Genomic DNA, 25837 nt, shown 5'->3' with positions numbered 1-25837 from the left:
GTCACCACCAACCGGTGCTAACCGCGATCTGCCGGCCGAGCTCGGGAGCCAGGGTCCGCACGTAGGTAGGGGAAAGATGGTGGGCGCCGTGGTAGATCAGCACGTTTCCCTCGACCGGGCGGCAGACGTCGGGGCGACAGATCGCGTCCGACATGTCCAGCGGCTTGAGCAGTGGGAACCGCTCCACGAAGTCCAGCGTCGGATTGTGATCGACCAGCAGGTCAGAGCGCTTGATCGAGCACGACTCCGCGTCGCGCTTCTTGGCCAGGCAGTCCGCGGGGTCGAACGGTTTACCGTCCTTGACCAGCCACGGGGTATCCCGCATGGCCAGCACGGGAATGTTGTTGTCCGAGAAGGTTTGCCAGATACCGATATACGTTGCCGGCATCACATCGCCGGGCTTGATGTTCCACGGCCGGGTCGACGTGGTGAACACGTAGTCGGGCCGGTCGGCGACCAACTTGTTCATCACCGTGTGCACCCACTCGCGGCACTGCGGGTAGGCGGCGTTGTTGCCCATGATCAGCGGTACTTCCTCGGTGGACAGCGGGCAGCCCATCTTGAGATAGGTCACCACCTTGAAGTGGTGTAACTGGCCGAGCAGGCTCAGCGCGGGCAGCCAGTGTTCTGCGTGCGATCCGCCGGCCAGCGCAATGGTTCGGGTGGCGTCCACGTCGCCGTAGGTGCAGTTGACCACCGCCGGGTTGACGAAGTCGCTGATGCAGCCGTCCCTGGTGGTGGCCGGCAGGTCCTCCTTGATCTCCAGCACCGTGGGGCGCATCCGCAACGCTGGCACCCGCACATGCGCGGTCAGAGCCATGGCCCCGGGATAGTCGTGCGGGTTGAGGCCCTTGAGCTCCTTGCCCGCGGCGCGTTGGTCGCTGACGTGCTCGCGCCAGGTGAACGACGTGGCGGTCAGGGTGACGCCCAGCAATACCACTATCGAGCCGAGCACCATCGTCGGCCGGCGGAGCCGAACCCGCCAGGGGACCGTCGGGACATGTACCGGCGTTGCGTTACCCGCGCCGGCCCGGTACCGCAGCGGGTCCTCCACGAGCCGGGTGGTGAAGTACGCGAGGACGCCGGATATCAGCAGCACCGCCGTGCCGTCGAAAAAGCCGGCATGCGCGTGGCCGGAGTAGGAAAGCCAGAAGATCAGCAGCGGCCAGTGCCAGAGGTATAGCGAGTACGCCATCGCGCCCAGGGTCACCAGCGGCCCGGCCGCCAGCAGTCGATTGGGCAGCGGAAGGCGGCCGCCGTCGCCGTCGTGGCCCGCCAGGTTGGCTCCGGCAAGGATCATCAGCATCGTGGCGCCGACGGGTACCAATGCCCACGGGCCGGGGAATTCCTTGACGCCGTTGATCAGTGCGCCGCACGACAGGATGGCGGCCAGCGCGACGGTCGCGAGTGTCGTGCGAAGCCACATCGGCCAGCGGATGTAGGGAACCAGCGCCCCGACCAGCGCTCCCAGCAGCAGCTCCCACGCGCGCGCGAAGGTGTTGTAGTACGCCTGGGCCTGGTTGGCCTGGTGAGCGAGGACGGCGTAGACGAAGGAAGCCACCGTCAAGGTACTCAGCAGCACCAGGAACACACCCCGCAGACCTGCCCGGCCCCGGAATAGGCGCGCGAACAGGAACGCGCATCCCGCGGCCAAGAGCAGGAAGGCGATGTAGAACTGCCCCTGCACCGACATGGACCAGATGTGCTGCAGGGGACTGACCGCCTCACCGGCGCGCAGATAGTCCGACGCCGAGCTGGCCAGCTCCCAGTTCTGGTAGTAGCCGAGGCTGGCCAGGCTCTGGTCGGCGAAGGTCTCCCAGCGGGTTTGCGGTTGCACCAGGATGGTGAGCAGTGCGCATCCGGCCAGGACCACGACCAGAGCGGGTAGCAGCCGGCGGACCAGCCGGGCCACCTCGGCCGGTGGTGAGAGCGAGACCGCCGGGTTGAGGGCGGCGCGTAGCATCTTGCCGCCGAAGAAGAAGCCGGAAAGCGCCAGGAACACGTCCACGCCACCGGACACCCGGCCGAACCAGACGTGGAACATCGCGACCAGCGCGATGGCTATTCCGCGCAAACCGTCCAGGTCGTAACGGTAAAAGCCGGACGCCCCGCCCCCCGCCCGAGCTGGCTGCCCGACCGGCTGCGCAGCCGCGGCCGGTGGACGGGGAGGTGACAGGCTCAGCATGATCGAAAGCCAATTTACCCAAAACCCGCCATTCGCTCTCTCGCTGAGCAGCGAGTCGTGTGGAAACAGCCGGCGGGGGATTGGAAGGTGGCGACGGCTACCGGGTGGCCGGCACGATCGCGGGTTGCTGCGCCGGTTGCCCCGGAGCCGCCGGCTGCGCCGGTGCCAGTTGCAATGGCGCCTGCGGGGTCGGCGCGGGTTGCAACGGTGACTGTTGCGACGGCACCTGTTGCAGTGGCGCCTGCTGGGTCGGGGCCGGCTGTAGCGGCGCCTGCTGACCCGGCGTTTGCTGGCCCGGCATCTGCTGGCCCGGCACCTGCTGCACCGGCGCTTGCTGACCCGGCGTTTGCTGGCCCGGCACCTGCTGCACCGGCGCCTGTTGAACGGGCGCGGGCTGAGTTCCGAGAACCCGTACCAGGTAGGGCGCCATGCCGCTGGTGCGGACCGGTGACACCTGGACCACGTCGCCGACTTCCAGCATCTGGCCGTTACCGAGGTACATCGCGACGCTTTGCGTGCCTTCGGGACCGTAGAAGATCAGGTCGCCCTTGCGCGCCTGTTGCGGCAGTACCTTTTGGCCCACCCGGTACATCTGGCCGGATGAGCGGGGCAGCTTGATTCCGGCGCCGGCATACGCGTACTGCATCAGTCCGGAGGCGTCGAACCCCACGGTCATGGCGCCTTTGCCGGTACCGCGGCTGGGGCCGTTGACGCCGCCGCCGGCCCAGGAGAACGGCACGCCGCGCTGCGAGAGGCCGCGGGCGACGACGACGTCAGTGGCCTGCTGGTAGTCCATCGGCCTGGCGCCCGGGTCCGCTGCGGCCGGCCCGGTCGCCAGATCGTACGTGGCCACCACCGGGGCAACCGTCATCACCAGACCGATGGCGAAGGCGTAGATGCGTTTCATTCTGGTTCACCCTCTTTCGGGGTCTTGTGCCTTAGCGCGGTGACTGCGCGCGCCGGCCGCCATGCCACGAGTCGCGCAATGGCTGCCTCGCATGCTTGTCACACCAGTCACTCCAGACACTTTCGCAACAGAATGTGTCGGCCGCCAGGTTCGCCGAGGATTATTTGTCGGAATGAGATCGCACGGTGACTGCCTGGGCCGATTCCGGGTGCCCGAACAGCAGCATCAGTGCCAATATCGTTGGCTAAAAGTTGTCAATGCGTAGCCGGCCAGCGAGCTGACCATCAGGATGGCGGCGGCCAGGATCGGCCAGAAGAACATGTACCAGCCCCGCAGGAGGGAAACGATCGGCCCGATCGCTGCCGCGGCAACCGCCGCACCTATCCCACCCCACATGACGGGATAGATGTACTGGTCGAGTCCGTACGGCACCGGCCCGCAACTGCCGTCCGGGCAGGCGTCGGCGGCGAAGCCGAATAATCGCGCGGGGAGGCTGGTCGTGGTGGCCACGACGACGAGCAGCGTCAACAAGCCGCAGGTGCACACCACGTCCCAGACCGCGATCCGCAGCCGAATCGCCGGAGGCTCCCGGTCGTCGGTGTCCTCGTCGGGGTGATGCGGCGAAGCCATGCCGTCCGATGCTTCCCGATGTTCGGGGTTTCTGCGACCCATTGCGCGGACCGGCCCGACGACCGCATGCTTTTCCGCCGAGACATAAGCTACGCACACCTACATCGGCGTGTCGTGTGTGTGGTTAGAGTGTCGCGAGACTCGTGCGCAGCGGGTCGCCGGCCGCGGGTCCAGCGCATACCCTCGTTCTCTATGTCTGCGATGACTCCCGGGCTGACGCCCGAGCAGGTCAGCGCGATCGATGCCGCCCATCTGTGGCATCCATACAGCACCATCGGCGCCGAAGTAATACCGCCGGTCGTGGCGGTTGCCGCCCGCGGAGCGTGGCTGACGCTGATCCGCGACGGTAAGCCGACAGAGGTGCTCGACGCGATGAGCTCCTGGTGGACGGCGATCCATGGGCACGGCCACCCCGTGTTGGACGCGGCGCTGACCCGGCAGCTCGGCGTCATGAACCACGTCATGTTCGGCGGCCTCACCCACGAGCCGGCGGCCCGGTTGGCGCAGCTACTGGTCGACATCACCCCGGCGGGACTGCAGACCGTCTTCTTCAGCGACTCCGGATCGGTCTCAGTCGAGGTGGCGGTGAAGATGGCCCTGCAGTACTGGCGCAGCCAGGGCCGCCCCGCCAAGCACCGGCTGATGACCTGGCGCGGCGGCTACCACGGCGACACCTTCACGCCGATGAGCATCTGCGACCCCGACGGTGGCATGCACTCGCTGTGGACAGGGCCAGGAAATATTTCAGTGCTGGCCGACCAAGTTTTCGCCCCGCAGGTGCCGCGCCACTACGACGACGACTACAGCGCGGCATTCGAGGCGCAACTCGTCCGGCACGCGAGTGAGCTGGCCGCGGTGGTTGTCGAGCCGGTGGTGCAGGGCGCCGGCGGCATGCGTTTTCACGATCCGCGCTATCTGCGCGACCTGCGCGACATCTGCCGACGTCGCGACGTGTTGCTGATCTTCGACGAGATCGCGACCGGCTTCGGCCGCACCGGCGAGCTGTTCGCCGCCGACCACGCTGGGGTGAGCCCGGACATCATGTGCGTCGGCAAGGCGCTGACCGGCGGATACCTCAGTCTGGCCGCGACCTTGTGCACGACCGATATCGCGCACACCATCAGCGCCGGCGAGGCCGGGGCGCTGATGCACGGCCCCACGTTCATGGCCAACCCGCTGGCGTGTGCGGCGTCGGTGGCGAGCGTCGAGGTGCTGCTTGCCCAGGACTGGCGAGCGCGGGTGGCGGAAATCGCCGCCGGGCTGACGGCAGGTCTGGAACCCGCCCGGGCATTGCCCGCCGTGACCGATGTCCGGGTGTGCGGCGCCATCGGCGTCATCGAATGCGACAAGCCGATCGACCTCGCCGTCGCCACTCCGGCGGCACTGGACCGGAAGGTGTGGCTGCGTCCATTCCGCAATCTCATCTATGCGATGCCGCCCTATATCTGCCCGCCGGACGAGATCGCCCAGATCACCTCGGCGATGGTCGAGGTGGCCCGGATCGTAGTCTGAACCGCAATGAAGACACCGATCGAGACGTCGCCGCTCGCCTGGCTGGGCGAGGTGGAGCAGCAGCGCCGCGCGGCCGGGTTGCGTCGTGCGCTGCGGCCGCGTCCGGCGGTCGCCACCGAGCTGGATCTGGCGTCCAACGACTACCTCGGCCTGTCCCAGCACCCCGACGTCATCGAAGGCGGCGTCCAGGCGCTGCGCACCTGGGGTGCCGGTGCCACCGGTTCGCGGCTGGTCACCGGCGACACCGAGCTGCACCAGGAGTTCGAGGCCCAACTGGCCGACTACATGGGGGCGTCGAGCGGACTGCTGTTCTCCTCCGGCTACACGGCCAATCTCGGGGCAGTGGTGGGGCTGTCGGGACCCGGATCGCTGCTGGTGTCGGACGCCCATTCGCACGCATCGCTGGTGGACGCCTGCCGGCTGTCGCGGGCACGGGTGGTGGTGACGCCGCACCGCGACGTCGACGCCGTGCAAAGGGCCCTGGACTCACGCCGCGAGGAGCGCGCCGTCGTCATCACCGACTCCGTGTTCAGCGCCGACGGCGCGCTGGCCCCGGTCCGCGAACTGCACGACGTGTGCCGCCGGCACGGCGCGCTGCTCATCGTCGACGAGGCACACGGTCTGGGTGTGCGCGGTGACGGCCGAGGGCTGGTCCACGAGCTGGGCCTGGCGGGCGCGCCCGACTTGGTGCTGACCACGACGCTGTCCAAGGCCCTGGGCAGTCAGGGCGGCGTGGTCCTGGGCCCGCAGCAGGTGCGCGATCACCTGATCGACGCCGCGCGCCCGTTCATCTTCGACACCGGGCTGGCTCCCGCGGCGGTAGGTGCCGCGCAGGCCGCCCTGCGAGTCTTGACCGCCGAGCCGTGGCGGCCGCAAGCGGTGCTGCGGCACGCCCGCGTCCTGGCCGGGATCTGCGGCGTAACTCCGGAGCCGCAGTCGGCAGTGGTGTCGGTGATCCTGGGCGATCCGGACGTGGCCTTGACCGCCGCCATCTCCTGCTTGGACGCCGGCGTGCGGGTGGGCTGTTTCCGGCCTCCTACCGTGCCGTCCGGGACGTCGCGGCTGCGGCTGTCGGCGCGCGCCTCGCTGGACGCCGGCGACCTCGACCTGGCTGAGCGGGTGCTGGCTGATGTTCTTCGGGGCCCGTCCGGTCCACGCCGTTGACGGTCCTGGTCGTCACCGGGACCGGAACCGGCGTCGGCAAGACCGTCGTCACCGCGGCGCTGGCGTCGCACGCCCGCCAGGCCGGAATCGACGTGGCGGTCTGCAAGCCGGTGCAAACCGGCACCGATTCCGGGGACGACGACCTGGCCGCCGTGGGCCGGTTGTCGGGGGTGACCGAGTTGGCCGGGTTGGCGCGCTACCCGCAGCCGCTGGCGCCCGTCGCCGCGGCCGAAAACGCCGGGTTGACGCTGCCCACCGGTGACCAGCTGGTCGGGTTGATCCGTGAAATGGACCGCCCTGGACGGTTGACTTTGGTCGAAGGCGCCGGCGGACTGCTGGTCGAGCTCGCCGAGCCGGGCGTGACGTTGCGTGATCTCGCCGCCGATCTCGGCGCCGCGGCGCTGGTTGTCGTCAGCGCGGAACTGGGCACGCTCAACCACACCGCGCTCACCTTGGAAGCACTTGCTGCACAGGAAATTTCATGTGCCGGGCTGGTGATCGGCAGTTGGCCGGAGCGGCCCGGGGTGGTGGAAACCTCGAATTACGCCGCGCTGGCGCGCCTGGCGCCGGTGCGGGCCGCGTTGCCGGCGGGCGCCGGGTGGATGAACGACGCGGACTTCGCCGCGTTGAGCGCGTCCGCGTTCGACCGCGACTGGGTCACGGCGCTGGTGCGCTGATGGTCCATTCGATCGAGCTGGTCTTCGACCGCGACACCGAAGCCGCGATCCGCCGCATCTGGGAGCAGCTGGCCGACGCCGGCATACCCAGCCAGGCCCCGGCCAGCCGACCGCACGTCACGCTTGCTGTCGCCGAAAGCGTCGATCCGGCCGTCGACGAGCTGCTTCGACCGGTCGCCGCACGGCTTCCGCTGAGCTGTGCGGTGGGCGCGCCGGTGCTGTTCGGCCGCGCCAACGTGGTCTTCGCCCGGCTCATCGTGCCGACCGGCGACCTGCTAACCCTGCACGCCGACGTGCACCGGCTGGGTGGCCGGCACTTGTCGCCGGCGCCGATGTCCAACAGCCTGCCCGGTCAGTGGACCGCACACGTCACACTGGCCCGCCGTGTCGGTGGCCCGCAACTGGGGCGGGCGCTGCGCATCGCGGGCCGGCCGGCGCAGATCGACGGCCGCTTCGCCGGGTTGCGCCGCTGGGAGGGAAACAAGCGCGTCGAACACCCCATCGGGTAAGCCTCAAGCGTCGCTACACGCCTTGTCACCCGGCCCGCTCGGCCATCATGGCCTGTTGAACTCTGGCGCGCCGCTCGTCGATGGTGCGACCCAAATCCTGCAGTAGCAGAGGCTTGCTCATGACGAACTGGACGAGGTGATCTCGGTCGATTTCCAGCGCTGTCACTTCCTCCGTGGCACGCGCGTCGGCCAGGTTGGGCTGACGGGTCAGCGCTGTCACCCCGAGGAATGAGCCCTCGTCGAGGCTGCCGAGCGCGACGCCCGACCCGCCCTGGGAGACCCCGGTCAACCGAACACTCCCCGCGATCAGAAAGGTCATCTTGGTGGGCACTCGACCGGCATGCTCGACAATCTCGTCAGCCCCGTAGCGGACGATTCTCGCGTGCGATCCCAGTGACTGCTGGTCTGTCAGACTCAGCCGCAACGCCGGTGCCACAAATGTCCGCAGCGCGGTCTCGACGCGCTCGGGCGTCGAGAAGTCGTCTTCAGCGCCGTCGAGATGGAGGCCTGCCCGCCGTGCGGCATACCAGACCCAGCGCAGGAAAGTGGCTTGCGCGGCGCCGTCTTCGGCTGGCGATCTCAGCGCGACGGTGACGCGATACTCGCCAGCGCCGGTGGGCACCGACGTGGCCGCGACGTCCGCCCTGCGCTGCGGCAACGCCTCGGCGACCTGGGAGAGCAACGCACACACCCGGTCGGGAGGGTCGGCCTCCGAGAACGTCGTGATTATCACGAGTTGGTGCGCGCCGGGCGGGCGGCTGAGGTTCGTGAACGACGTGGTGGCCAGCACCGAGTTGGGGGTGATCTGTAGTCCGCGGCCGGTGCGGATATGGACGGATCGCCAGTTCGCCTCCACGATTTGGCCTTGCGCCGCCGGGGTGTCCAGCCAGTCGCCGATTCGGAACGGCTGTTCGAACAACATGAACAGGCCGGAGACGATCTGCCCGACGGAGTTCTGCAGCATCAGACCGATGACCACCGACGTCACACCCAGCGCGGTGAAAAGGCCGCCGACCCGCACGCCCCAGACATAGGAGAGAATGACCGCCAGACCCGCACCGATCAGCAGGAAGCGGGTCACATCGAGGAAGATGCCCGGGATCCGCTGGCGCCAGGACCCCTGCGGCGCACCCTCGAACACCGTCGCGTTGAGCCCGGACAGCAACAGCACCAGCACCACGAAGCCGAACACCGTCGTCAGAACGCGTACCGAGGTGATCTGTGCCGGTATGTCCGCCACATTCACCAGCAGCACCAGTAGCGCAGCCAACGGGACCAGGTAACTGCGCAGCAGCAGAACGGGCCGGGCGAGATGGCTCCTCTTGCTGACCAGGGCTTGATGCCACTCGGTCAGGCCGATCAGCAGCAGTGGAAAGCCGAAAACCACACCGGCGGCCCAGTAAAGCGATGACGACTCCATGGTGTTCACTGGTCCTCCGATAATTGCCAGATCTGCTGTTCGGTGCCGCTGACGGTAATGGTGCCCGCGGGGGTGAACCGCCGGATGTCGTGCACGGCCTCGTATACCGGAGCGGTGACGTAGATGCCGGATTGCATTGTGCTGCTGCGCATCTGGTGGGCGAGGTTGACCGCGGCGCCCCACATGTCGTACACGATGCTGGAGCGTCCGACCAGTCCGCTGATGACATTGCCCGTGTTGATTCCGGCTCGCAGTGCCAGCTGATGGCCCGTTTTGCTGTTGAACCGCTCGATGATGTCTCGCAGCTCGACAGCGAACTCGACGGTGCGGTGCACGCTGTCCAGTCTGGGAAAGTTCAGCCCGCAGCTGGCGAGGTAGCCGTTGTGCAGTGTGCGAATCGGCTCGACGCCAAGTGCTTCCGCGGCGGAATCGATTTCCCGGACCAGCTCGTCGACGATGCCAACCAGTTCCTGGCCCGTCAGACCATTCGAGATTTCGTCGAGACCGACGATGTCGGCGAAGATGACCGTGACGTCCTGATGCTCGGAAGCGATCGTCTGCTCACCCTCGCGGTAACGCCGCGCAACCGGCTCAGGCATCAACGAACTGAGCAGACGGTCGTTTTCTTTTCGCTGTTCGGTCAGCAGAGCTTCCTTCGTCCGCAGACTCCGGCTCATATCGTTGAAAGTGTCTGTGAGTTCCCCGATTTCATCGCGCGACGTGACCGGAATCGCGACGTCGTAGTTGCCTGCGCCGATCTCTTCGGCGCCGGCCTGCAACCGCCGAATCGGCCGCACGAAAATCTGGGCGACCAGCAGGGCGGCTATGCAAATGACGAAGACCATTGCCGCAGTGGCCAACACCAGTGTTTGGGTAACCGACGCGACCCTGGCGTTGGCTTCGGCGGTTTCGCGGGTGGCCACGATCGACCAGTGCAGGTCGGAATTCGGCACGGACAGCGGAGCGTAAGCCGCCAGTTCGCGGCGACCGAGATAATCGGTGTCGATCACGGTTCCGGTCTGTCCGCGTTCGGCGGCGCGGACCGCAGTGGTCGCGACGGGCTGGACCAGAGTCGTGCCACCCCACTTGATGGCTTTGTCGACGGTATCGGATCGAGTGCCTGCCGCTACCACCTCACTCCGGAATTGCCGTGGGTCTTCTACGAATAACCGCGAATCAGAACGCATCAGGTTGTCGGGGCCGGCGAGATAGGTCTCGCCGGTCTTGCCCATGCCGACGGCCTCCCACTGCTTGTCGGCCGTCATGATGCGGTTCACTTTCGCGATCGGCAACGGCAGCGCCAGGACACCCGAAGCTCTGCCGGGTGCGCCGATCGGTGACACCAACCATGCGATGGGCATGCCGAGGGCAGGCTGATAGGGCTGAAAGTCGGTGATCCACACAAAGTCGACTGACGTTGCGGCCATAGCTTTCTCGTAGGCGCCGCGCAGGTTGGATTGCCGATATGGACCGGTGAGGATGTTGGTGCCGAGTGCTGCACTCTTGTTCACGGTGTAGATCACGTTGCCGCGGGTGTCGAGCAGCAGCGCATCGCGGTATTCGAAGCGAGTTGCAATCTCGCGAAAGTAGTTGTTGAAGCGGGCGTTCGCGGCTGACCACGCGCTGCCGTCGCCGGCGTCGTCGGTTCCGGGCGAAGCCCCCGCCGCGGTGTAGTGGGCCTGTAGGTATTTCTGCGAATTGTTGCCGGGCAGTAGGGCGTCGAGATCCAGCTTGGTGCCGGTGTCCTTTTCGATGGGTTTGATCAGCTTGTCGGTGTAGTAGTTCACCAGCGCCTGCTGCTGTCCCGGATCGACGGTCGCGTTCGCAAGTTGGTCGAAGCCGGCGGTGAACGCCTGAACCGCCTCCACGACGGTAGTCCCGCGGCTGTAGATCACCAGCGAATTGGTCAGGTCCGCGAACACCGTCTCGATTGCTCGCTTCTGCGCCTCGCGCAATTGCGTCATCCGTTCGGACACCGCGGGCAGCAGAGCCCGGCGAGCGGCGACGTATCCGACCACCCCGATCACGCCCAGTGACATGAGGCTGGACACCAGCAGCATGATCATCACCTTCGACTGGATGCTGATCCGCGACAGCGCGCGTGGACGACGTTTTCCTTTGCGGTTCGCTGCTTCCTCGTCCGGGTGTACCGGCTCCGTCGAGCGTTGCGTCGTCATCGACTTCCTCTCGCTTGCGGTCTGGCGTGATCACCACGCAGTCACCGGGCAGTCCGCAACGATCGAAACGGATCCGGCGGGCTCAGACAAGTGCTGGTGCGCGGCCACAAACGCGACAGAGGAATGCACGCCCGGACGCCTACCCTCCGAACAGCAAATACAAACCGGTGAACGTGTAGCCGACCATGACCAGCATCATGGTGAGCTGACCGGTCAGTTGATGGCCCTCGGGCAGCAGCCGCAGCGCCTTGTCGTGGGCCGCGATCACCGCGACGATGTGTCCGGTGACCACGCACGCCACCTTGATCACGGCGAGCACCGGGGGATGAGCGGACAACACGTAGGCGACGTGCAGGTGCGCCAGCCCCAGCGGGTTCCAACCCCGGCCGAACGGGTCGGCCAAGGCGAAGACGGCCTGCTGTCCACGCTCCACCAGGTAGGTCAGGTAGTGCGCGAAGATGTAGCCCACCACGATCGGGATCAGCGAGTGCGCCATCTGGCCCGGCAAGGCGCGACGCTGCTCACGCTCAAGGCCGCCCGTCGCCCGAGCGGCCAGCGAAAACGTCACTGCCACAATCGAAATAAAGACAACCAGCCCGAGAGTGCGCAACACCGACGAGGAAACCGTCACCGGCACGCCGTGGGCCGCCCGCGCCAGCCTGTCGGCGAAGTTGCGCCAAGTCGGTGACGACGAGAAGCTGTCGAACGCCGTCGACCCGAGCAGCACCGCCAGCAGCACCACAACGCCCGGCCGCACCGGCAGCGACGGCAGGTGGTCCAACGGGTTGCCCACAACGATTCGCCCGGTGTCCGGATTGCGGCGAAACGGGCAGAGCCGCGAGACGGCGACGCTGTACACACCGAACGGGTCGGCCCGGGCCAGCCAGCGCTGCCCGCACAGCCCCGCGCCGATCAGCATCACCGCGGCATAGCTCAGCAGCCACGTGCGCACCCACGGCAGCGACGCCGAATCCGGGCTGGCCAGCTCCATCCAGACGAAGGCGAACAGGCCTAAGGCGGCGGGTCGATATCCCCATCCTTCCGGATACGAGATTCTGGCCCGGCCGAGCCGCTGCGGCGTGATCCGCCGAAGCAGCTGGTACACCGTGCGCATCGGCGATAGCACCCGCCACACCGGTCCGAAGCACAGCGAAGCCGCCACCAGCCCGACCCACAGCAGCACATAGAACGCCCCGAGCAGCGCGTTCGACTGAGTTTCCGGGCCCCATAGCCCGGCCGCGACGGCCCACGCCGCCAAGACCAGCCCCACCCCGGCGGCCGCCCAGCGGGTGGCCGGGGCGTCGACCAGCGTGGTCACCGCCGCCGGCAACGGACGCCCGCGCTTGAGCGGATCGAACCGCGGCTGCCGCCACGCGAATGCCACCAGGGCGAAAGTGAACGTCAACGCCCACGCCGCGCCGACCATCGCATAGGCGTAGGGGACCGGAAGGTCGCCGGAGCCGCCGAGACCGTGCGCCAGCAGTACCGCGGCGCCAGCACTGGTCACGGGCGCACTTGGATGGTGGCGACCGTGCGCTTCAGGTGGTGCAACTCGACCTCGACCGTGCCGGGGACCTCGACGCTGAACTGAAACGTCTGGTTCGGCGCGGCCGCGATTTGGAACTTGTGATCGGGCGTCGAGTGCACGTGCAACTCGTCGGTTGCGTCGCTGCTGACTTTCAGCGTGATCTGCTGGTTCACCTTGGCCTGCAGCGTCGCATTGGTGGGAGTCACCTGACCGTTGGCGATGACCACGTCGACCACCGGGCCGCCGCCGGTCGTGGTCGATGCGCCCGAATTCCCCGCTTCATGGGAACCGCCGCAGCCGGCTAGCCCGCAGATCAGCGCTGCCGTCACACCCGTGAAGAAGGCGCGTCGCGCTACCCCCATCACGCCGCCTGTGGCGGAGCTTGCTTCTCTTCGACCGGCTCTGGTTCGCCCACCGCGTTGTTCAGGCGGCCCGCGCCCCACGTCAGCCCGGCGATGACCATCAGCGTGAAGATGAGCACCACGATCGAGCCGGCGGTGAACAACCACGTCGGCGCGCTTTGGTCGCGTTCACGCTGCAGAATCGTGATCTCCTGCACGAACGGCCGGGTCGTCGACTCGGCCTTCACCTCGGGCGCCGGAATGGCCGCATCCTCTGGTGCGTAGATCGGCACAGCGGTCATCGTGTAGCCGTCCTGAACCCGCATGAGCGTCTTCCACGATCCCCAGACGGGCATCGGCTGGGTGGACACGTAGTGCCCCGGAGCGACTTTTCGCAGCCGATCGATCACCAGACCCCGCTGGTTCTCCATGCGGCCCTGCCAGGACAGCGCGGTGACCCATTCCGGATTATCGCGGATCATGTTCGGCGGGACCTGCAGGTCGACCCACACCATCCGCTGCCCGGGGGTGCCCGGCGCGTCGGTCAGGGTGATCTTGGCGCTGTCTTGGCGCGGCACCACGATGTGCAAACCGTTGGCCACCGCACCGCCGATGACCACCACCGTCGCCGCCACCACCGCAATGCCGATTGCGCGGCTGGGCAGGCGCTGGCCGGTGAGGACCATCCCGAACAGCCCCCCGCACATGCCGGCCAAGACCCCCACCGGCACCGCCATCGCCAGAGCCTCACCCCACATGCTCATCGGCCACGGGTAGTGATACACCGCGCTGATCCACAGCGACTCCAGCCACAGTCCGACGGTGGCCACGCCGAGACCCGCGACTGCGCCGAAAGCGATCGGGCGCCTCAGCAGCGGAGTCAGCGCCACCAACTCCACCGCCAGCGCGGGTCCCAGATAGAGCGGGAACCAGTTGATAGGAGCCCCCAAGATGGGCCCGACGAGAACTGCGACAGCGCCGCGCAGTGCGATTGCGAACAGGGCCGCCACAATCGCCCCGCCCCGGCCCATGGTCAGGCGCGCAGCGACGGCCGCAATCGAGGCCGCCGCCGCGATCATCATCGGCTGCAGCACCAGGCGGAACTGCTCCACACCGAAGTCGTACTCGATCTGGTAGACAGACAGGCCGATGAACATTCCGCCGAACGACAGGTAGCGCAGGAACGAGATGAACGGGCCGAACGCGACCTGTTCACCCTGTTCGGCCTCGCCTTCGCGCTCCAGCATCAGCACCGCGAACAGCGAGAATCCGGCTCCGCCGATCATCATCAAATGCGTCGGACCCCAGAGGGTCACGTCCTGCCCGAAGATCCGGTGCCAGATGTCGTCGAGCGGGAATCCGATCAGCGCGTACATCCCGCAACCGGCCATCAGGATGCCGCCGACCGGCGCGTACCAATTGCTGGTGATGCGCACGGCGGCCGGGCCGGGCTTGTCGAACGGCAGCACAATCGCCAGCATTCCGCCGACGAAGATGCCGAACAGCCCGATGATGATGAAGTAGTGCGCCGGGTTGGCCAGCGGACCGGGGTCGCGGCCGTTGCCGATGTGCCAGCTGACGTCCCAGATGAACCCGAACAGGGCGCAGATGATGGACGTGGTGTACACCAGCACCGGTAGCGCTACCCAATTGGGGCGGTGAAACTTCTCACCCAGCTTGTCGGCGATCCGGGTCAACCATTCGATCCGATGGGTGCGGTGCGCATGGCCCACCCACAGCATGAACGCGGCTATCACCACCGCGGCGATGGACAGCCCGATCACCTGGTTCAGTCCGGCGCCTCGGGCAGGCGCCTCCGCAACAATTCCGAACTGCACGATCATTGCCTCTCACGCTCGCCGGGAAATGCAGATGCGTCACTGAACTTACTCCTAAGTAAGCTAGCGACTCGCTGAGAATGCCCGCATTGTGCGCCGGTCAATCCTGTTTTTTGTCCGAAGGCGTGCCGTTGCGCCGATCTTTCATCGCGACGTACAAGATGACGCCGACGACGACGACGGCCGGCAAGAACGCGGGCACCGCGAGCAGCAGCATGTGGTGTGCCACGTACTCGACGTGCGTGGTAGTCGCGTAGGTCGCATCGGTCATCGTGGTCGTATACCCCGGCGGTCGGCATTATCTGTGGCCGTTACCCTACTTTGAACACCTTCTATTCAGCGCTGCCGATGATGCCGGCAGATGTGGGCGCATGCGCGGCCATACAAAGACGCAGGGGAGTACCTGGTGACGCAAGCGGCAACTCGACCGACCGCCGAAGCCGACCACGATTCCGACATTCTCGCGGTGGCCCGCGAGCAAGTGCTGGACCGCGGCGAGGGATTGACCAAGGACCAGGTGCTGCAGGTGCTGCAGCTGCCCGACGACCGGCTCGAGGAACTGCTGGCACTGGCCCACGAAGTGCGCATGCGCTGGTGCGGACCCGAGGTCGAGGTCGAGGGCATCATCAGCCTGAAAACCGGCGGTTGCCCGGAGGATTGCCATTTCTGCTCCCAGTCGGGGTTGTTCACCTCGCCCGTGCGCAGCGCCTGGCTGGACATCCCGAGCCTGGTCGAGGCGGCCAAACAGACCGCCAAGTCCGGCGCCACCGAGTTCTGCATCGTGGCCGCGGTGCGCGGACCCGACGAGCGGTTGATGGCACAGGTCGCGGCCGGAATCGAGGCCATTCGCGACGAAGTCGAGATCAACATCGCGTGCTCGCTGGGAATGCTCAGTCCTGAGCAGGTGGACCGACTCTCGGAGATGGGCGTGCACCGCTACAACCACAACCTCGAGACGGCGCGGTCGTTTTTCACCACCGTCGTGACCACGCACACCTGGGAAGAGCGCTGGCAGACGCTTTCGATGGTGCGCGACGCGGGCATGGAGGTGTGTTGTGGCGGCATCCTCGGCATGGGGGAGACGCTCGAGCAGCGCGCGGAATTCGCGGCCGAGCTCGCGGAGCTGGGTCCCGACGAGGTGCCGTTGAACTTCCTCAATCCGCGGCCGGGCACCCCCTTCGGGGACCTCGAGGTGATGCCGGCCGGCGAAGCCCTCAAGTCGGTGGCCGCCTTCCGACTGGCGTTGCCGCGCACCATGCTGCGCTTCGCCGGCGGCCGCGAGATCACCCTGGGTGACCTCGGTGCCAAGCAGGGCATCCTGGGCGGCATCAACGCCGTGATCGTGGGCAACTACCTGACCACGTTGGGCCGTCCGGCCGAGGCCGACCTGGAACTCCTCGACGACCTGCAGATGCCGATCAAGGCGCTCAATGCCAGTTTGTAAGCCAGCTTGTTAGAGACTGGGAACCGTGGCTGCAGAAGCGGGTGCACTGGGCGCTCCGGTCAGCGCCGGTGTCTACAACGTCTACACCGGCGAATTGGCGGGCACGCCTAGCCCTACTGCGGCTCAGTTGGGCCTCGAGCCGCCCCGGTTCTGCGCGCAATGCGGACGCCGGATGATCGTGCAGGTCCGCCCCGACGGCTGGCGGGCGCAGTGCTCGCGGCACGGACAGGTCGACTCCGCCGACGCCGAGGCGCAGCGGTGACGGATTATCCCGCTCACATGCCCGCCGAGCCGGACATGCCTGCCGGCGGCCCGCGGACGTCGCCGGTCCGTGCGGCCACGATCGTGGCGTTGGCCCTGGCGGCGACCGGGCTGTTGATCGGAGGGCTGTGGGCCTGGATCGCCCCGCCGATCCATGCGGTGGTTGCGATCACTCGCAGCGGTGAGCGGGTGCACGACTACTTGGGCACCGAATCCCAGCACTTCTTCGTGGCGCCCACTCTGCTGATCGGTCTGTTCACCGTGGTTGCGGTGGTGGCACCGGTGCTGCTGTGGCAGTGGCGCGAGCAACGGGGGCCCTTCATGGTGCTCGGGCTGCTGATCGGCCTGGTGACGGCGGTGGCCGTGGCGGCAGCGGTAGGGGCGGTGCTGATTCGGCTGCGCTACGGCGATTTGAATTTCGACGCTGTCCCGCTCAGCGGCGAGCACCGGATCGCTTACGTCATCGAGGCGCCGCCGGTGTTCTACGCGCAAAAGCCGCTGCAGGTGGCGACCACCCTACTGTGGCCGGCGGCCACCGCTTGCCTGGTCTACGCGGTGTTCGCAGCCGCAAGCGCCCGCGACGACCTCGGGGGACTACCGGTGGCCGACCAGCCGCCGGCCATGGCAACAGTGGTGGCGCCTATGCAGCCGGAAGCGCCGGAGGGGGCCGTCTCATAGCGGACGGCGCGGCACCTTCCGGCCGGTGATGACCTTGGCCGCGATTGCGGCCAGCCGGGCCATTCCGGCGTAGGTCATCGGGTTGAACGCCGTGGGCCAGGTGGTCCTGATGAGGTGGTCGGTCAGCGGTCTGCGTGCAAACCGGTCGGTGAGCCAGCGCAGTGCCATTGGCGCAGACAGCGGGTGCAGCATCATGTGCTCGTTGAACGCGTCGCGGTGGTAGGTGACGTCCGCGCCGCCGGCCGAGTAGGCGTCGGCCAGCGCGTCGATGTCGTCCACGTCGATGAGGTAGTCATGCACGGCCTGCACGATCAACACCGGCGGTGTGGGCACTGCGCTGCCCAGCTTGATGGCCTCGAAGACGTGCGAAATCTCCGGTCTGGCCAGGGTGTCTTCCAGCGGCTCGTCGAGGAAGTCGCCCATGTTCTTGCCCGCCATCCGGATGACCGCTTCCGCCGTTGTCATCTTCTTCAACCGTTCGAGCAGCTCGCGACCCTCGTCGTTGGTGTGCTCTTTGATCACCCGGTCCAGGTCGGGATAGGCGTGTTGCAGTGCCGAGACCACCAGCGCGGGCAAACCGGACAGGAAGGTGCCGTTTAGCCGGCGGAAGGTGTGGCCCAGGTCGCCGACCGGCGATCCCAGCACCGCGCCGACGACGTCCAGATCCGGGGCGTACTCCCCGCATACTTCGGCGGCCCATGCGCTGGCCAGACCTCCGCCGGAGTACCCCCACAGCGCGACCGGCGCCGCCGGGGACAGCGCGGTGCGTTCGGAACTCAGCGTGGCACGGATACCGTCCAGCACCCGATAGCCCGGTTCGTACGGCACGCCCCACATGCCGTGCACGCCCTCGTGGTCGGGAACCGAAACCGCCCATCCTTCGGCGACAGCGGCGGTGATCAGCAAGAGCTCCAACTGGCTTATCGAGCCGAGCGCCTTGGCCCTGCGGCGCAGCGCGTAGGACGGAAAGCAGCGTGACGACACCGCGTCGATCGCGCACTGATAGGACAGCAGCGGGTAGATCTCGCCGGGAGCACGCTGAGCGGGCACGATCACCGTGGTCACCGTGGCCTCCGGCCGGCCGTTCAGGTCCATCGTTCGGTACAGCAGCTGCGTGGCGGTCACACGCTGCGGGATCAGGCCCAGAAAGGCCAGTTCTACGTCGCGTGAACGCAGCACGGTCCCGGGTTCGGCGTGCTGGAATCCCGGCGGCGGCAGGTAAAACGGATCGTCGGAGGGGAGTAGCGGCCGTACTTTGCGCTGCAACTCTTCGTGTTGGGGGCGGCCGATCCATTCCGCGCCGGTCGCTCTTGCCAGGTTGCCGAGCTCGACCATTGAGGCTCCCTTCGTGGGCCAGCCGCAGGTCCTCGGCGCCCGTCTCTTACTAATTTCTTACTAAATGTACCGGTGCGAATGCAAACTTCGGTGCGCGAATCGCCGTGTGGCCCGTCACAGCACCGTACGGCAGCGCGGCGCGCTGGAGCGCGGCAACTGTTAACCGGAAAGCCCGGGGAGCCCGGGAGGTCGAAGCGCGGCAAACTCGTCGGTGACGCGCAGCTGGGAATCGGTGAACTGGTACAGGGCGGCCGGACGTCCTCCGCTGCGGCCGGATGCGGCCACTGTGCCGGTCGCGGTAATGACCCCGCGGCGCCCCAGTACTCGTTGCAGATTGGTCGCGTCGACCTGATAGTCGAGAGCGGCGCCGTAGATGTCGCGTAGCGTCGACAGCGCGAATTCTCTTGGCGCCAACGCGAATCCGATGTTGGTATAGGACATCTTGGCGACCAGTCTGGCTCGGGCGTGGGTGACCATCGGGCCGTGATCGAACGCCATGGGTGGCAGCGAGCTGACCGGGTGCCATCGAGTGTCCGGCGGCAGTTCCGGCGTGGCGGGGGAGGGCACCAGGCCCAGGAAGGTCGACGCGATCATCCGGGTGCCGGGCACCCGTTTCGGGTCCGAGAACACCGCGAGCTGTTCGAGATGGGCCACTTCTCGCAGGTCCACCTTCTCGGCCAGCTGGCGGCGAACAGAAGTGGTCATGTCCTCGTCGTTGCGCAGCCGCCCGCCGGGCAGCGACCAAGCGCCGCGTTGCGGATCCTGGGCGCGTTGCCATAACAACACGTTCAGCTGCGGCTTGTCGGCGCCCGAGGCCCCGGGGACTTGGCGAACCTGGAACACGACCGCGAGCACTTCATGCGAGGTGCTACTATTGGGCATGTTTTCGATTATAAGTCGAAAACCTCCTGGCGCGAAAGGAGCGGACCAATGACGGTCCTGGATCCCACGGAGCCGCTTGATTGCGACGTGAGTGACCTGCTGGCCGGCATCAGCGACTCCCCAACCGGCTATGCCGGCGTCGACGGTGACGCGCAGTGGGCCGCGGAGATCCGCCGATTGGCCGAGGCGCGCAATGCCACCGTGCTGGCCCACAATTACCAACTTCCCGCGATCCAGGATGTCGCGGACCACGTGGGGGATTCGCTGGCGCTCTCGCGAATCGCCGCCGAGGCCGCGGAGGACACCATCGTCTTCTGCGGCGTGCACTTCATGGCCGAAACGGCCAAAATCCTCAGCCCCGACAAGACCGTCCTGATTCCCGATCAGCGCGCCGGCTGCTCGCTGGCCGATTCGATCAGCCCCGACGAGCTGCGTGCCTGGAAGGACGAGTACCCCGACGCGGTCGTCGTCTCCTACGTCAACACCACGGCGGCGGTGAAGGCACTCACCGACATCTGCTGCACCTCTTCGAATGCGGTGGACGTGGTGGCCTCCATCGATCCCGACCGCGAGGTGCTGTTCTGCCCGGACCAGTTCCTGGGCGCGCACGTACGCCGGGTGACCGGCCGCAAGAACATGCAGGTATGGGCGGGCGAATGCCACGTGCATGCCGGGATCAACGGCGACGAGCTCGCCGAGCAGGCTCGCTCGAATCCGGACGCCGAACTGTATGTGCACCCCGAATGTGGTTGTGCCACTTCGGCTTTATACCTGGCAGGTGAGGGCGCGTTTCCCGCCGGCCGGGTGAAGATCCTGTCTACCGGCGGCATGCTCGACGCTGCGCACCAGACCCACGCCCGCAAGGTGCTGGTCGCCACCGAGGTCGGCATGCTGCACCAGCTGCGCCGCGCGGCGCCGCAGGTCGACTTCCGAGCCGTCAACGACCGTGCTTCGTGCAAGTACATGAAAATGATCACCCCGGCGGCCCTGCTGCGCTGCCTGGTCGAGGGTGCCGACGAGGTTCATGTCGACCCGCAAACCGCCGCGGCGGCCCGCCGCAGTGTGCAGCGCATGATCGAAATCGGGCAGCCGGGGGGCGGCGAATGACGCCCGGGCCCGCCTGGCGGGACACGGCGGACGTCGTCGTCATCGGCACCGGGGTGGCCGGTTTGGCCGCCGCGCTGGCGGCGCACCGCGCCGGCCGCAGGGTCGTCGTCCTGAGCAAGGCCGACCAGGTGCGCGGGGTGACCGCGACGCACTACGCGCAGGGCGGCATCGCGGTGGTGTTGCCCGACAACCCCGACAACGAAGATTCGATACATGCCCACGTCGCCGACACGATTGCCGCCGGCGCGGGCATGTGCGATCCCGACGCGGTGTATTCCATCGTGGCCGACGGTTATCGCGCGGTATCCGAATTAGTGCGCGACGGAGCGCGATTCGATGAATCGGCACCGGGCCGGTGGGCGCTCACCCGCGAAGGCGGCCACTCTCGGCGCCGTATCGTGCATGCCGGCGGTGACGCCACCGGCGCCGAAGTCCAGCGGGCGCTCGATGAGGCCGCGCGCGCCCTGGATGTTCGCACCAGCCATGTCGGGCTGCGGGTGCTGCACGACGGCGGCATGGTTACCGGCGTATCAGTGCTCAACCCCTACGGCTGCGGCATCATCAGTGCGCCATCGGTCATCCTGGCCAGCGGCGGACTCGGGCACCTCTACAGCGCGACCACCAATCCCGACGGTTCCACCGGCGACGGCATCGCGCTGGGGTTGTGGGCCGGCGTTGCGGTCAGCGATCTCGAGTTCATCCAGTTCCACCCGACGATGCTTTACCACGACCACACCGGCGGCCGGCGCCCACTGGTCACCGAAGCCATCCGCGGCGAAGGCGCGACTCTGATTGACCGGCAAGGCAATTCGATCATGGCCGGTGTCCATCCGATGGGTGACCTGGCGCCGCGCGACGTCGTCGCGGGTGCCATCGACGCGCGCCTGCGGGCCACCGGCGATCCGTGTGCCTACCTCGACGCGCGAGGCATCGCCGGCTTCGAGTCGCGGTTCCCGACCGTCACCGCGGTGTGTCGATCGGCCGGCATCGACCCCGTGCGGCAACCGATCCCGGTCGTTCCGGGAGCGCACTACAGCTGTGGCGGTGTGGTTGCCGATGTGTATGGACAGACCGAGCTGCCCGGGCTGTTCGCCGCCGGCGAGGTGGCCCGCACCGGGATGCACGGTGCGAACCGGTTGGCGTCCAACAGCTTGCTCGAGGGCCTAGTGGTCGGTGGCCGCGCCGGCAAGGCCGCTGCTGCACATGCCGCGGCGGCCGGCGGTTCGCTCGCGACCCCGCCGCAGCAAATCCATTACACGGCGCTGGCGCGCGCGGATCTGCAACGCGCCATGAGCCGGGACGCCTCGGTGGTGCGCAACGCCGCCGGCTTGCAAAGGCTGGCCAGCAGGTTGTCGGCGGCGCAGCCCCGGAACCTGGCAAACCGTCGTGACTTCGAGGACGTGGCATTGACGCTGACTGCCCGGGCGGTGGCCGCCGCGGCGCTGGCGCGCGCCGAAAGCCGGGGTTGTCACCACCGCGCCGACTACGACTCGGCAGACCCGGACCAGGCCCGCAGTCTGGTGATCCGGCTGGCCGACGATGCGGTGTGCGCCGAGGCGCTGGCGGCGGTGGGCTGATGACGCTGTCCGACTGCGAACTGTCGGCCGCTCGAGACACCATTCGGCGCGGTCTGGAAGAAGACCTGCGCTACGGGCCCGATGTCACCACCACGGCGACGGTGCCGTCCGGCGCGGTGGCGACGGCGTCGATGGTGCCCCGGGAGGCTGGTGTGATCGCCGGAGTCGACGCCGCCTTGCTGGTGCTCGACGAGGTGATCGGGGTCAACGGTTACCAGGTGCTGCATCGCGTCGCCGACGGCACCCGGTTGCAGCCGGGCGAGCCGCTGTTGACGGTGCAGGCGCAGACTCAGGGCCTGTTGACCGCCGAGCGGACCATGCTGAACCTGGTCTGCCACTTGTCAGGGATCGCGACCGTCACGGCGGCCTGGGTCGACGCGGTCGAGGGCACCAAGGCCAAGATCCGGGACACCCGCAAGACTTTGCCGGGGCTGCGTGTCCTGCAGAAATACGCGGTGCGGGTGGGCGGGGGCGTCAACCACCGGCTGGCCCTGGGCGACGCCGCTCTGATCAAGGACAATCATGTGGCAGCCGCGGGCTCGGTCGTCGCAGCGCTGCGGGCCGTGCGCGACGCCGCGCCTGATCTGCCCTGTGAGGTGGAAGTCGACTCGCTCGAGCAGCTCGACGACGTGCTGGCCGAAAAGCCGGAGCTGGTCTTGCTGGACAATTTCCCGGTGTGGCAGACGCAGATCGCCGTGCAGCGACGGGACGCTCGCGCGCCTACCGTTTTGCTCGAGTCGTCGGGCGGCTTGAGCCTGGAGACAGCCGCCACCTACGCCGCCACCGGTGTGGACTATTTGGCGGTGGGGGCGCTGACGCACTCGGTGCGCGCCCTCGATATCGGCCTCGACATGCCTTAGCCCCGCAGCAGTGTGCGGGCCGCGGGCTTGGCGGCGTCGAGCGCGGCCGTGTCACCTGCCACCCGGGACAGGATCAACGCTCCCTCGATCAGCGAGATCACCGCCAGCGCAACGCTTTCCGCCTCCTTCGGCGACCAGCCCTCGGACCGCAGCCGATCGGCGATCGCCGCACACCAGCCCTGGAAGACGCGCGCGGAGGCTGTGCGTACCTGTTGACTCGCGTGCACCGACTCGGTGGCGATCGGTTCGACGGGACAGCCGTCCCGCTGGTCACCGGCGAGCCCGGCCGCCATCAGATCGATCCAGCGATCGACGATGTCGGCCACCGGTCGATCGGTGGCAAGAAGCCTGCGCAGTACTTGCTCGATGGCTGCGCCGGCAGTGTCGACAACCGCGGCAGCCAGCTGCTGCTTGCCCTGCGGGAAGTGGTGATACAGCGAGCCGGGCTTGACGCCGGCCTGCTCGAGGATCTGGTTGAGCCCGGTTGCCGCGTAGCCCTGCCGCCGGAACAGAGTGGCGGCGTTCTCGAGGAGTGCGGCGCGGCTGCGATCTCGTCTCGGCATAGTCTTGACAATACTTGAGCAATTACTCAAGAATGCTGAGATGAGGCAGCTGACGTTCGAAGAAGCCGGGCGATATGACTGGCGCGAGGTGCCCGAGCCGACGATCACCGCACCGCAGCAAGCGCTGGTCAGGCCGATCGTGGTGGCTTGTTGTGATCTGGACGTCGGGGTTTCTCAAGGCTGGCTGCCGGTGCCGCCCGGACACGCGGTCGGACACGAGGGCCTGGCCGAAGTCGTCGCGGTCGGCGACGACGTAACCGGTGTCCGGGCCGGCGACCGGGTGGTGGTGCCGTTCCAGATCAGTTGCGGAACGTGCAATCCCTGTCGCCGCGGCGTGACGGGTTCCTGTGGCTCACTGCCGTTGATGTCGACCTACGGCATGGCCCCGATCTCCGGCCTGGACGGCGGTGGCTTCCTGTCGGATCTGGTGCTGGTGCCTTACGCCGACGCCATGTTGGTCCCAGTCGCAGAAAACCTCGATCCGGTGGCTATCGCCTCTTTGTCGGACAACATCCCCGACGGCTGGCGCACGATCGGTCCCTTCATCGGCGAGCTGGACAGCCTTGACGAGGTTGATCGCCGCGTGCTGGTAGTCGGGCGATTGTCGATCGGGCTGTATGCGGCCGCCTTCGCGGCCGCTCTGGGAGCACACGTGGACTACATAGACACCGATCCGCAGCGACTGGCCGCCGCCGAGAAGCTCGGCGCAGCGGCCCACGACGTCGCCAAACCCGACAAGTCCTGGGGCCGTTACCCGGTCACCGTGCACACCTCCACCGATCCGGCAGTGCTTGCCGTGACACTGCGCGCGACCTGGCCAGACGGGGTGTGTACCGACACGGGGGCGTATTTCCAGCCCACGGTCGAGATGCCGTTGCTCGCGATGTACACCCGCGGGGTGCGGTTCGTCACCGGTCGCGTCAATGCGCGTGCGGCCATTCCGCGAGTGCTCGAGTTGCTCGCCGGCGGATTGGATCTGTCGCCGGTCGTCGACCGTGTCGTGGCGTGGGAGGACGCTCCGACGGCGTGGCCGGCGATGACCGGCAAGACCGTCTTCGCCAGGGCTTAGCTTCGTATCGAGTGTGCGTCCCGGGCTTGACTGTGAATCCTGGGCGTTGGTTGTGAATCCTGGGCGGAAAAATCGGGAAATTGCCGCCCTCATTTCACACTGAAAGCCGTTGTTACACAATCAAAGCCGTCATTACACACTGAAAGCCGTCAGCTCACCGTCACGCGATGTCGGCGAGGAAGACCGCCATGCGCCGCAGCTGCAGGCGCACCAACCACGGCAAATCCGAGCCGTCGGAGCCGGCGGACAGAATCCGCGGGTTGGTGATGTGCAGGTCTTTGCGGGCGTAGTGAACGTCGGCCTCGCCTGCGGCCAGCACGTTTTTGACCCAGTCCGTTTTGCCGTGACCCAGGGCGATTGCCAGGACGCCGCCCTTGCGGTAGGTCGTGACGATCGTTCTGTACGGTTTGCCCGATTTGCGCCCGCGGTGCTCAATGGTCGCGGTCCCCGGCAGGTAGCGGGCGATCGGCTTTAGCGCGGGATTGAGGTACTTGACCTGGATGTTCTCGAACCAAGTCGGGTAGACCATCGGTACGCCCGGGGCGTTGTTGGGGTGATCCTTCGCGGACATGATGCTCCCTTCTGTGCGCCTGATTCTGGCCCTGAACCGGCCCTGAATCGGCACTGTACCGGTCGACGGAAGGATGGCGGGGTGATGGATCAGTGCGTAGACTGCGGCTTCGTCTACGACCTCGGCGGGTCTGCCGCAGTCGTGCGGGGCATCCCAGAGCGAATCGCCGAGGTCGTGGCAATCCTGCGCGACCGCGACATCGACCTGCCGTCGCGACGTCGGTCCGACGTGTGGTCGCCCTTGGAATACGGATGCCATCTGCGGGACATGCTGCTGGTGCAGCGGGAAAGGGTGCTGGCCGCCCGCCGGACGGACCGGCCGGACTGCTCCCCGTTGGGACGCGACGAGCGCGTCGTGCACGACGGGTACGCCGACCAGGAGCCCGAGGATGTGGCTCGCCAGCTGGCGGACGCCGCGCAACTGTTCGTCAACGTTCTTGCCCGGTTGTCTGCGGACGACTGGGATCGCACGGTTGTCTACCACTACCCGGAAACTTGCGAACGGTCGTTGCGATGGGTCGCGATACATACGATGCATGAGGCGCAGCACCATCTCCTCGACATCCGCCGTCAGGTCTCATCCACACCCCGCCACACCTGAAC

Annotated in this window: 25 protein-coding genes; 12 read left to right on the top strand and 13 right to left on the bottom strand. The window is 67.2% G+C overall.

Annotated features, from left to right (window positions below):
- Position 1: 1 nt before the first annotated feature.
- The 3 genes from A5791_RS24450 to A5791_RS24440 all read right to left on the bottom strand — a co-directional run bounded on the left by A5791_RS24450 (position 2) and on the right by A5791_RS24440 (position 3722).
- Entirely contained in the window at positions 2-2185 is a 2184-nt protein-coding gene (locus A5791_RS24450; protein WP_067242603.1) for an acyltransferase family protein, read from the bottom strand.
- Positions 2186-2282: 97 nt separating this feature from the next.
- Entirely contained in the window at positions 2283-3092 is an 810-nt protein-coding gene (gene ripD / locus A5791_RS24445) for an NlpC/P60 family peptidoglycan-binding protein RipD (RefSeq protein WP_067242601.1), read from the bottom strand.
- A 225-nt stretch (positions 3093-3317) separates the two neighbouring features.
- The gene (locus tag A5791_RS24440) at positions 3318-3722 is read right to left on the bottom strand and encodes a hypothetical protein (protein ID WP_067242702.1); all 405 of its coding nucleotides are present in this window, start codon (positions 3720-3722) and stop codon (positions 3318-3320) included.
- Positions 3723-3914: 192 nt separating this feature from the next.
- Between A5791_RS24440 and A5791_RS24435 the strand changes: the two genes are divergently transcribed.
- From A5791_RS24435 to A5791_RS24420, 4 genes are read left to right on the top strand one after another with little or no spacing between them, the layout of a single operon-like run.
- Entirely contained in the window at positions 3915-5234 is a 1320-nt protein-coding gene (locus A5791_RS24435; protein ID WP_067242599.1) for an adenosylmethionine--8-amino-7-oxononanoate transaminase, read from the top strand.
- A 6-nt stretch (positions 5235-5240) separates the two neighbouring features.
- Positions 5241-6398: an 8-amino-7-oxononanoate synthase gene (locus A5791_RS24430; protein ID WP_067242597.1), complete on the top strand. Its 1158-nt coding sequence runs from the start codon at positions 5241-5243 to the stop codon at positions 6396-6398.
- Positions 6395-7075 carry a dethiobiotin synthase gene (gene bioD / locus A5791_RS24425; protein WP_067242595.1) on the top strand — a complete coding sequence of 227 codons (681 nt, stop codon included), beginning with the start codon at positions 6395-6397 and terminating at the stop codon, positions 7073-7075. The genes A5791_RS24430 and bioD overlap by 4 nt, the downstream gene beginning before the upstream one ends.
- A complete protein-coding gene (locus A5791_RS24420; protein ID WP_067242593.1) occupies positions 7075-7584 on the top strand; it encodes a 2'-5' RNA ligase family protein in 510 nt (169 codons plus the stop codon). The genes bioD and A5791_RS24420 overlap by 1 nt, the downstream gene beginning before the upstream one ends.
- Before the next feature lie 25 nt (positions 7585-7609).
- Here the strand turns inward: A5791_RS24420 and A5791_RS24415 are convergent, their stop codons facing one another.
- The 6 genes from A5791_RS24415 to A5791_RS26940 all read right to left on the bottom strand — a co-directional run bounded on the left by A5791_RS24415 (position 7610) and on the right by A5791_RS26940 (position 15159).
- Positions 7610-9004 carry a mechanosensitive ion channel family protein gene (locus tag A5791_RS24415; RefSeq protein WP_067242700.1) on the bottom strand — a complete coding sequence of 465 codons (1395 nt, stop codon included), beginning with the start codon at positions 9002-9004 and terminating at the stop codon, positions 7610-7612.
- Between the two features lie 5 nt (positions 9005-9009).
- Positions 9010-11181, bottom strand: coding sequence for an adenylate/guanylate cyclase domain-containing protein (locus A5791_RS24410; protein WP_067242591.1), 2172 nt, complete (start codon positions 11179-11181; stop codon positions 9010-9012).
- 139 nt (positions 11182-11320) lie between these two features.
- Positions 11321-12688: a hypothetical protein gene (locus A5791_RS24405; RefSeq protein ID WP_067242589.1), complete on the bottom strand. Its 1368-nt coding sequence runs from the start codon at positions 12686-12688 to the stop codon at positions 11321-11323.
- A complete protein-coding gene (locus A5791_RS24400; RefSeq protein WP_067242586.1) occupies positions 12685-13071 on the bottom strand; it encodes a hypothetical protein in 387 nt (128 codons plus the stop codon). The genes A5791_RS24405 and A5791_RS24400 overlap by 4 nt, the downstream gene beginning before the upstream one ends.
- Positions 13071-14894 carry a hypothetical protein gene (locus A5791_RS24395; RefSeq protein ID WP_067242584.1) on the bottom strand — a complete coding sequence of 608 codons (1824 nt, stop codon included), beginning with the start codon at positions 14892-14894 and terminating at the stop codon, positions 13071-13073. Before A5791_RS24395 ends, A5791_RS24400 begins: the two co-directional genes overlap by 1 nt.
- 94 nt (positions 14895-14988) lie before the next feature.
- On the bottom strand, positions 14989-15159 hold the full coding sequence (locus tag A5791_RS26940) for a hypothetical protein (RefSeq protein ID WP_197504769.1): 171 nt from the start codon (positions 15157-15159) through the stop codon (positions 14989-14991).
- 135 nt (positions 15160-15294) lie between these two features.
- On the opposite strand from A5791_RS26940, the gene bioB reads away from it, so the two are divergent.
- Genes bioB through A5791_RS24380 form a run of 3 tightly spaced genes read left to right on the top strand, consistent with a single transcriptional unit; the run spans position 15295 to position 17271 of the window.
- A complete protein-coding gene (bioB, locus tag A5791_RS24390) occupies positions 15295-16332 on the top strand; it encodes a biotin synthase BioB (protein ID WP_067242698.1) in 1038 nt (345 codons plus the stop codon).
- A 25-nt stretch (positions 16333-16357) separates the two neighbouring features.
- Entirely contained in the window at positions 16358-16594 is a 237-nt protein-coding gene (locus tag A5791_RS24385; RefSeq protein ID WP_067242582.1) for a hypothetical protein, read from the top strand.
- Between the two features lie 35 nt (positions 16595-16629).
- On the top strand, positions 16630-17271 hold the full coding sequence (locus A5791_RS24380) for a DUF2567 domain-containing protein (RefSeq protein WP_067242696.1): 642 nt from the start codon (positions 16630-16632) through the stop codon (positions 17269-17271).
- Here A5791_RS24380 and A5791_RS24375 read toward each other — a convergent pair.
- Together A5791_RS24375 and A5791_RS24370 are read right to left on the bottom strand one after the other, a co-directional pair.
- Entirely contained in the window at positions 17266-18606 is a 1341-nt protein-coding gene (locus A5791_RS24375) for a lipase family protein (protein ID WP_067242581.1), read from the bottom strand. The two genes, A5791_RS24380 and A5791_RS24375, sit on opposite strands and share 6 nt — an antisense overlap.
- A gap of 159 nt (positions 18607-18765) precedes the next feature.
- A complete protein-coding gene (locus A5791_RS24370; RefSeq protein ID WP_067242578.1) occupies positions 18766-19488 on the bottom strand; it encodes an NUDIX domain-containing protein in 723 nt (240 codons plus the stop codon).
- 48 nt (positions 19489-19536) lie between these two features.
- Here A5791_RS24370 and nadA point away from each other — a divergent pair, with 48 nt between their 5' ends.
- From nadA to nadC, 3 genes are read left to right on the top strand one after another with little or no spacing between them, the layout of a single operon-like run.
- A complete protein-coding gene (nadA, locus tag A5791_RS24365; protein WP_067242576.1) occupies positions 19537-20595 on the top strand; it encodes a quinolinate synthase NadA in 1059 nt (352 codons plus the stop codon).
- A complete protein-coding gene (locus A5791_RS24360) occupies positions 20592-22172 on the top strand; it encodes an L-aspartate oxidase (RefSeq protein ID WP_067242574.1) in 1581 nt (526 codons plus the stop codon). Before nadA ends, A5791_RS24360 begins: the two co-directional genes overlap by 4 nt.
- The gene (nadC, locus tag A5791_RS24355) at positions 22172-23032 is read left to right on the top strand and encodes a carboxylating nicotinate-nucleotide diphosphorylase (protein ID WP_067242693.1); all 861 of its coding nucleotides are present in this window, start codon (positions 22172-22174) and stop codon (positions 23030-23032) included. Before A5791_RS24360 ends, nadC begins: the two co-directional genes overlap by 1 nt.
- Here nadC and A5791_RS24350 read toward each other — a convergent pair.
- Positions 23029-23595 (bottom strand): TetR/AcrR family transcriptional regulator, encoded by a 567-nt coding sequence (locus A5791_RS24350; RefSeq protein ID WP_067242572.1) that lies wholly within the window; start codon positions 23593-23595, stop codon positions 23029-23031. The two genes, nadC and A5791_RS24350, sit on opposite strands and share 4 nt — an antisense overlap.
- Before the next feature lie 40 nt (positions 23596-23635).
- Between A5791_RS24350 and A5791_RS24345 the strand changes: the two genes are divergently transcribed.
- Positions 23636-24664 carry an alcohol dehydrogenase catalytic domain-containing protein gene (locus tag A5791_RS24345; RefSeq protein ID WP_067242570.1) on the top strand — a complete coding sequence of 343 codons (1029 nt, stop codon included), beginning with the start codon at positions 23636-23638 and terminating at the stop codon, positions 24662-24664.
- A gap of 160 nt (positions 24665-24824) precedes the next feature.
- Here the strand turns inward: A5791_RS24345 and A5791_RS24340 are convergent, their stop codons facing one another.
- Complete coding sequence (locus A5791_RS24340) at positions 24825-25235, bottom strand: nitroreductase family deazaflavin-dependent oxidoreductase (RefSeq protein WP_067242568.1); 411 nt, start codon at positions 25233-25235, stop codon at positions 24825-24827.
- 84 nt (positions 25236-25319) lie between these two features.
- On the opposite strand from A5791_RS24340, the gene A5791_RS24335 reads away from it, so the two are divergent.
- Positions 25320-25835 carry a DinB family protein gene (locus tag A5791_RS24335; protein WP_082967113.1) on the top strand — a complete coding sequence of 172 codons (516 nt, stop codon included), beginning with the start codon at positions 25320-25322 and terminating at the stop codon, positions 25833-25835.
- The last annotated feature ends 2 nt before the right edge of the window (positions 25836-25837 follow it).

This window comes from Mycobacterium sp. 852002-51163_SCH5372311, from assembly GCF_001667115.1.
Classification (GTDB): Bacteria; Actinomycetota; Actinomycetes; order Mycobacteriales; family Mycobacteriaceae; genus Mycobacterium.
The sequence above is the reverse complement of the archived record's forward strand: the minus strand, read 5'-3'. Positions and strand labels throughout refer to the sequence as shown.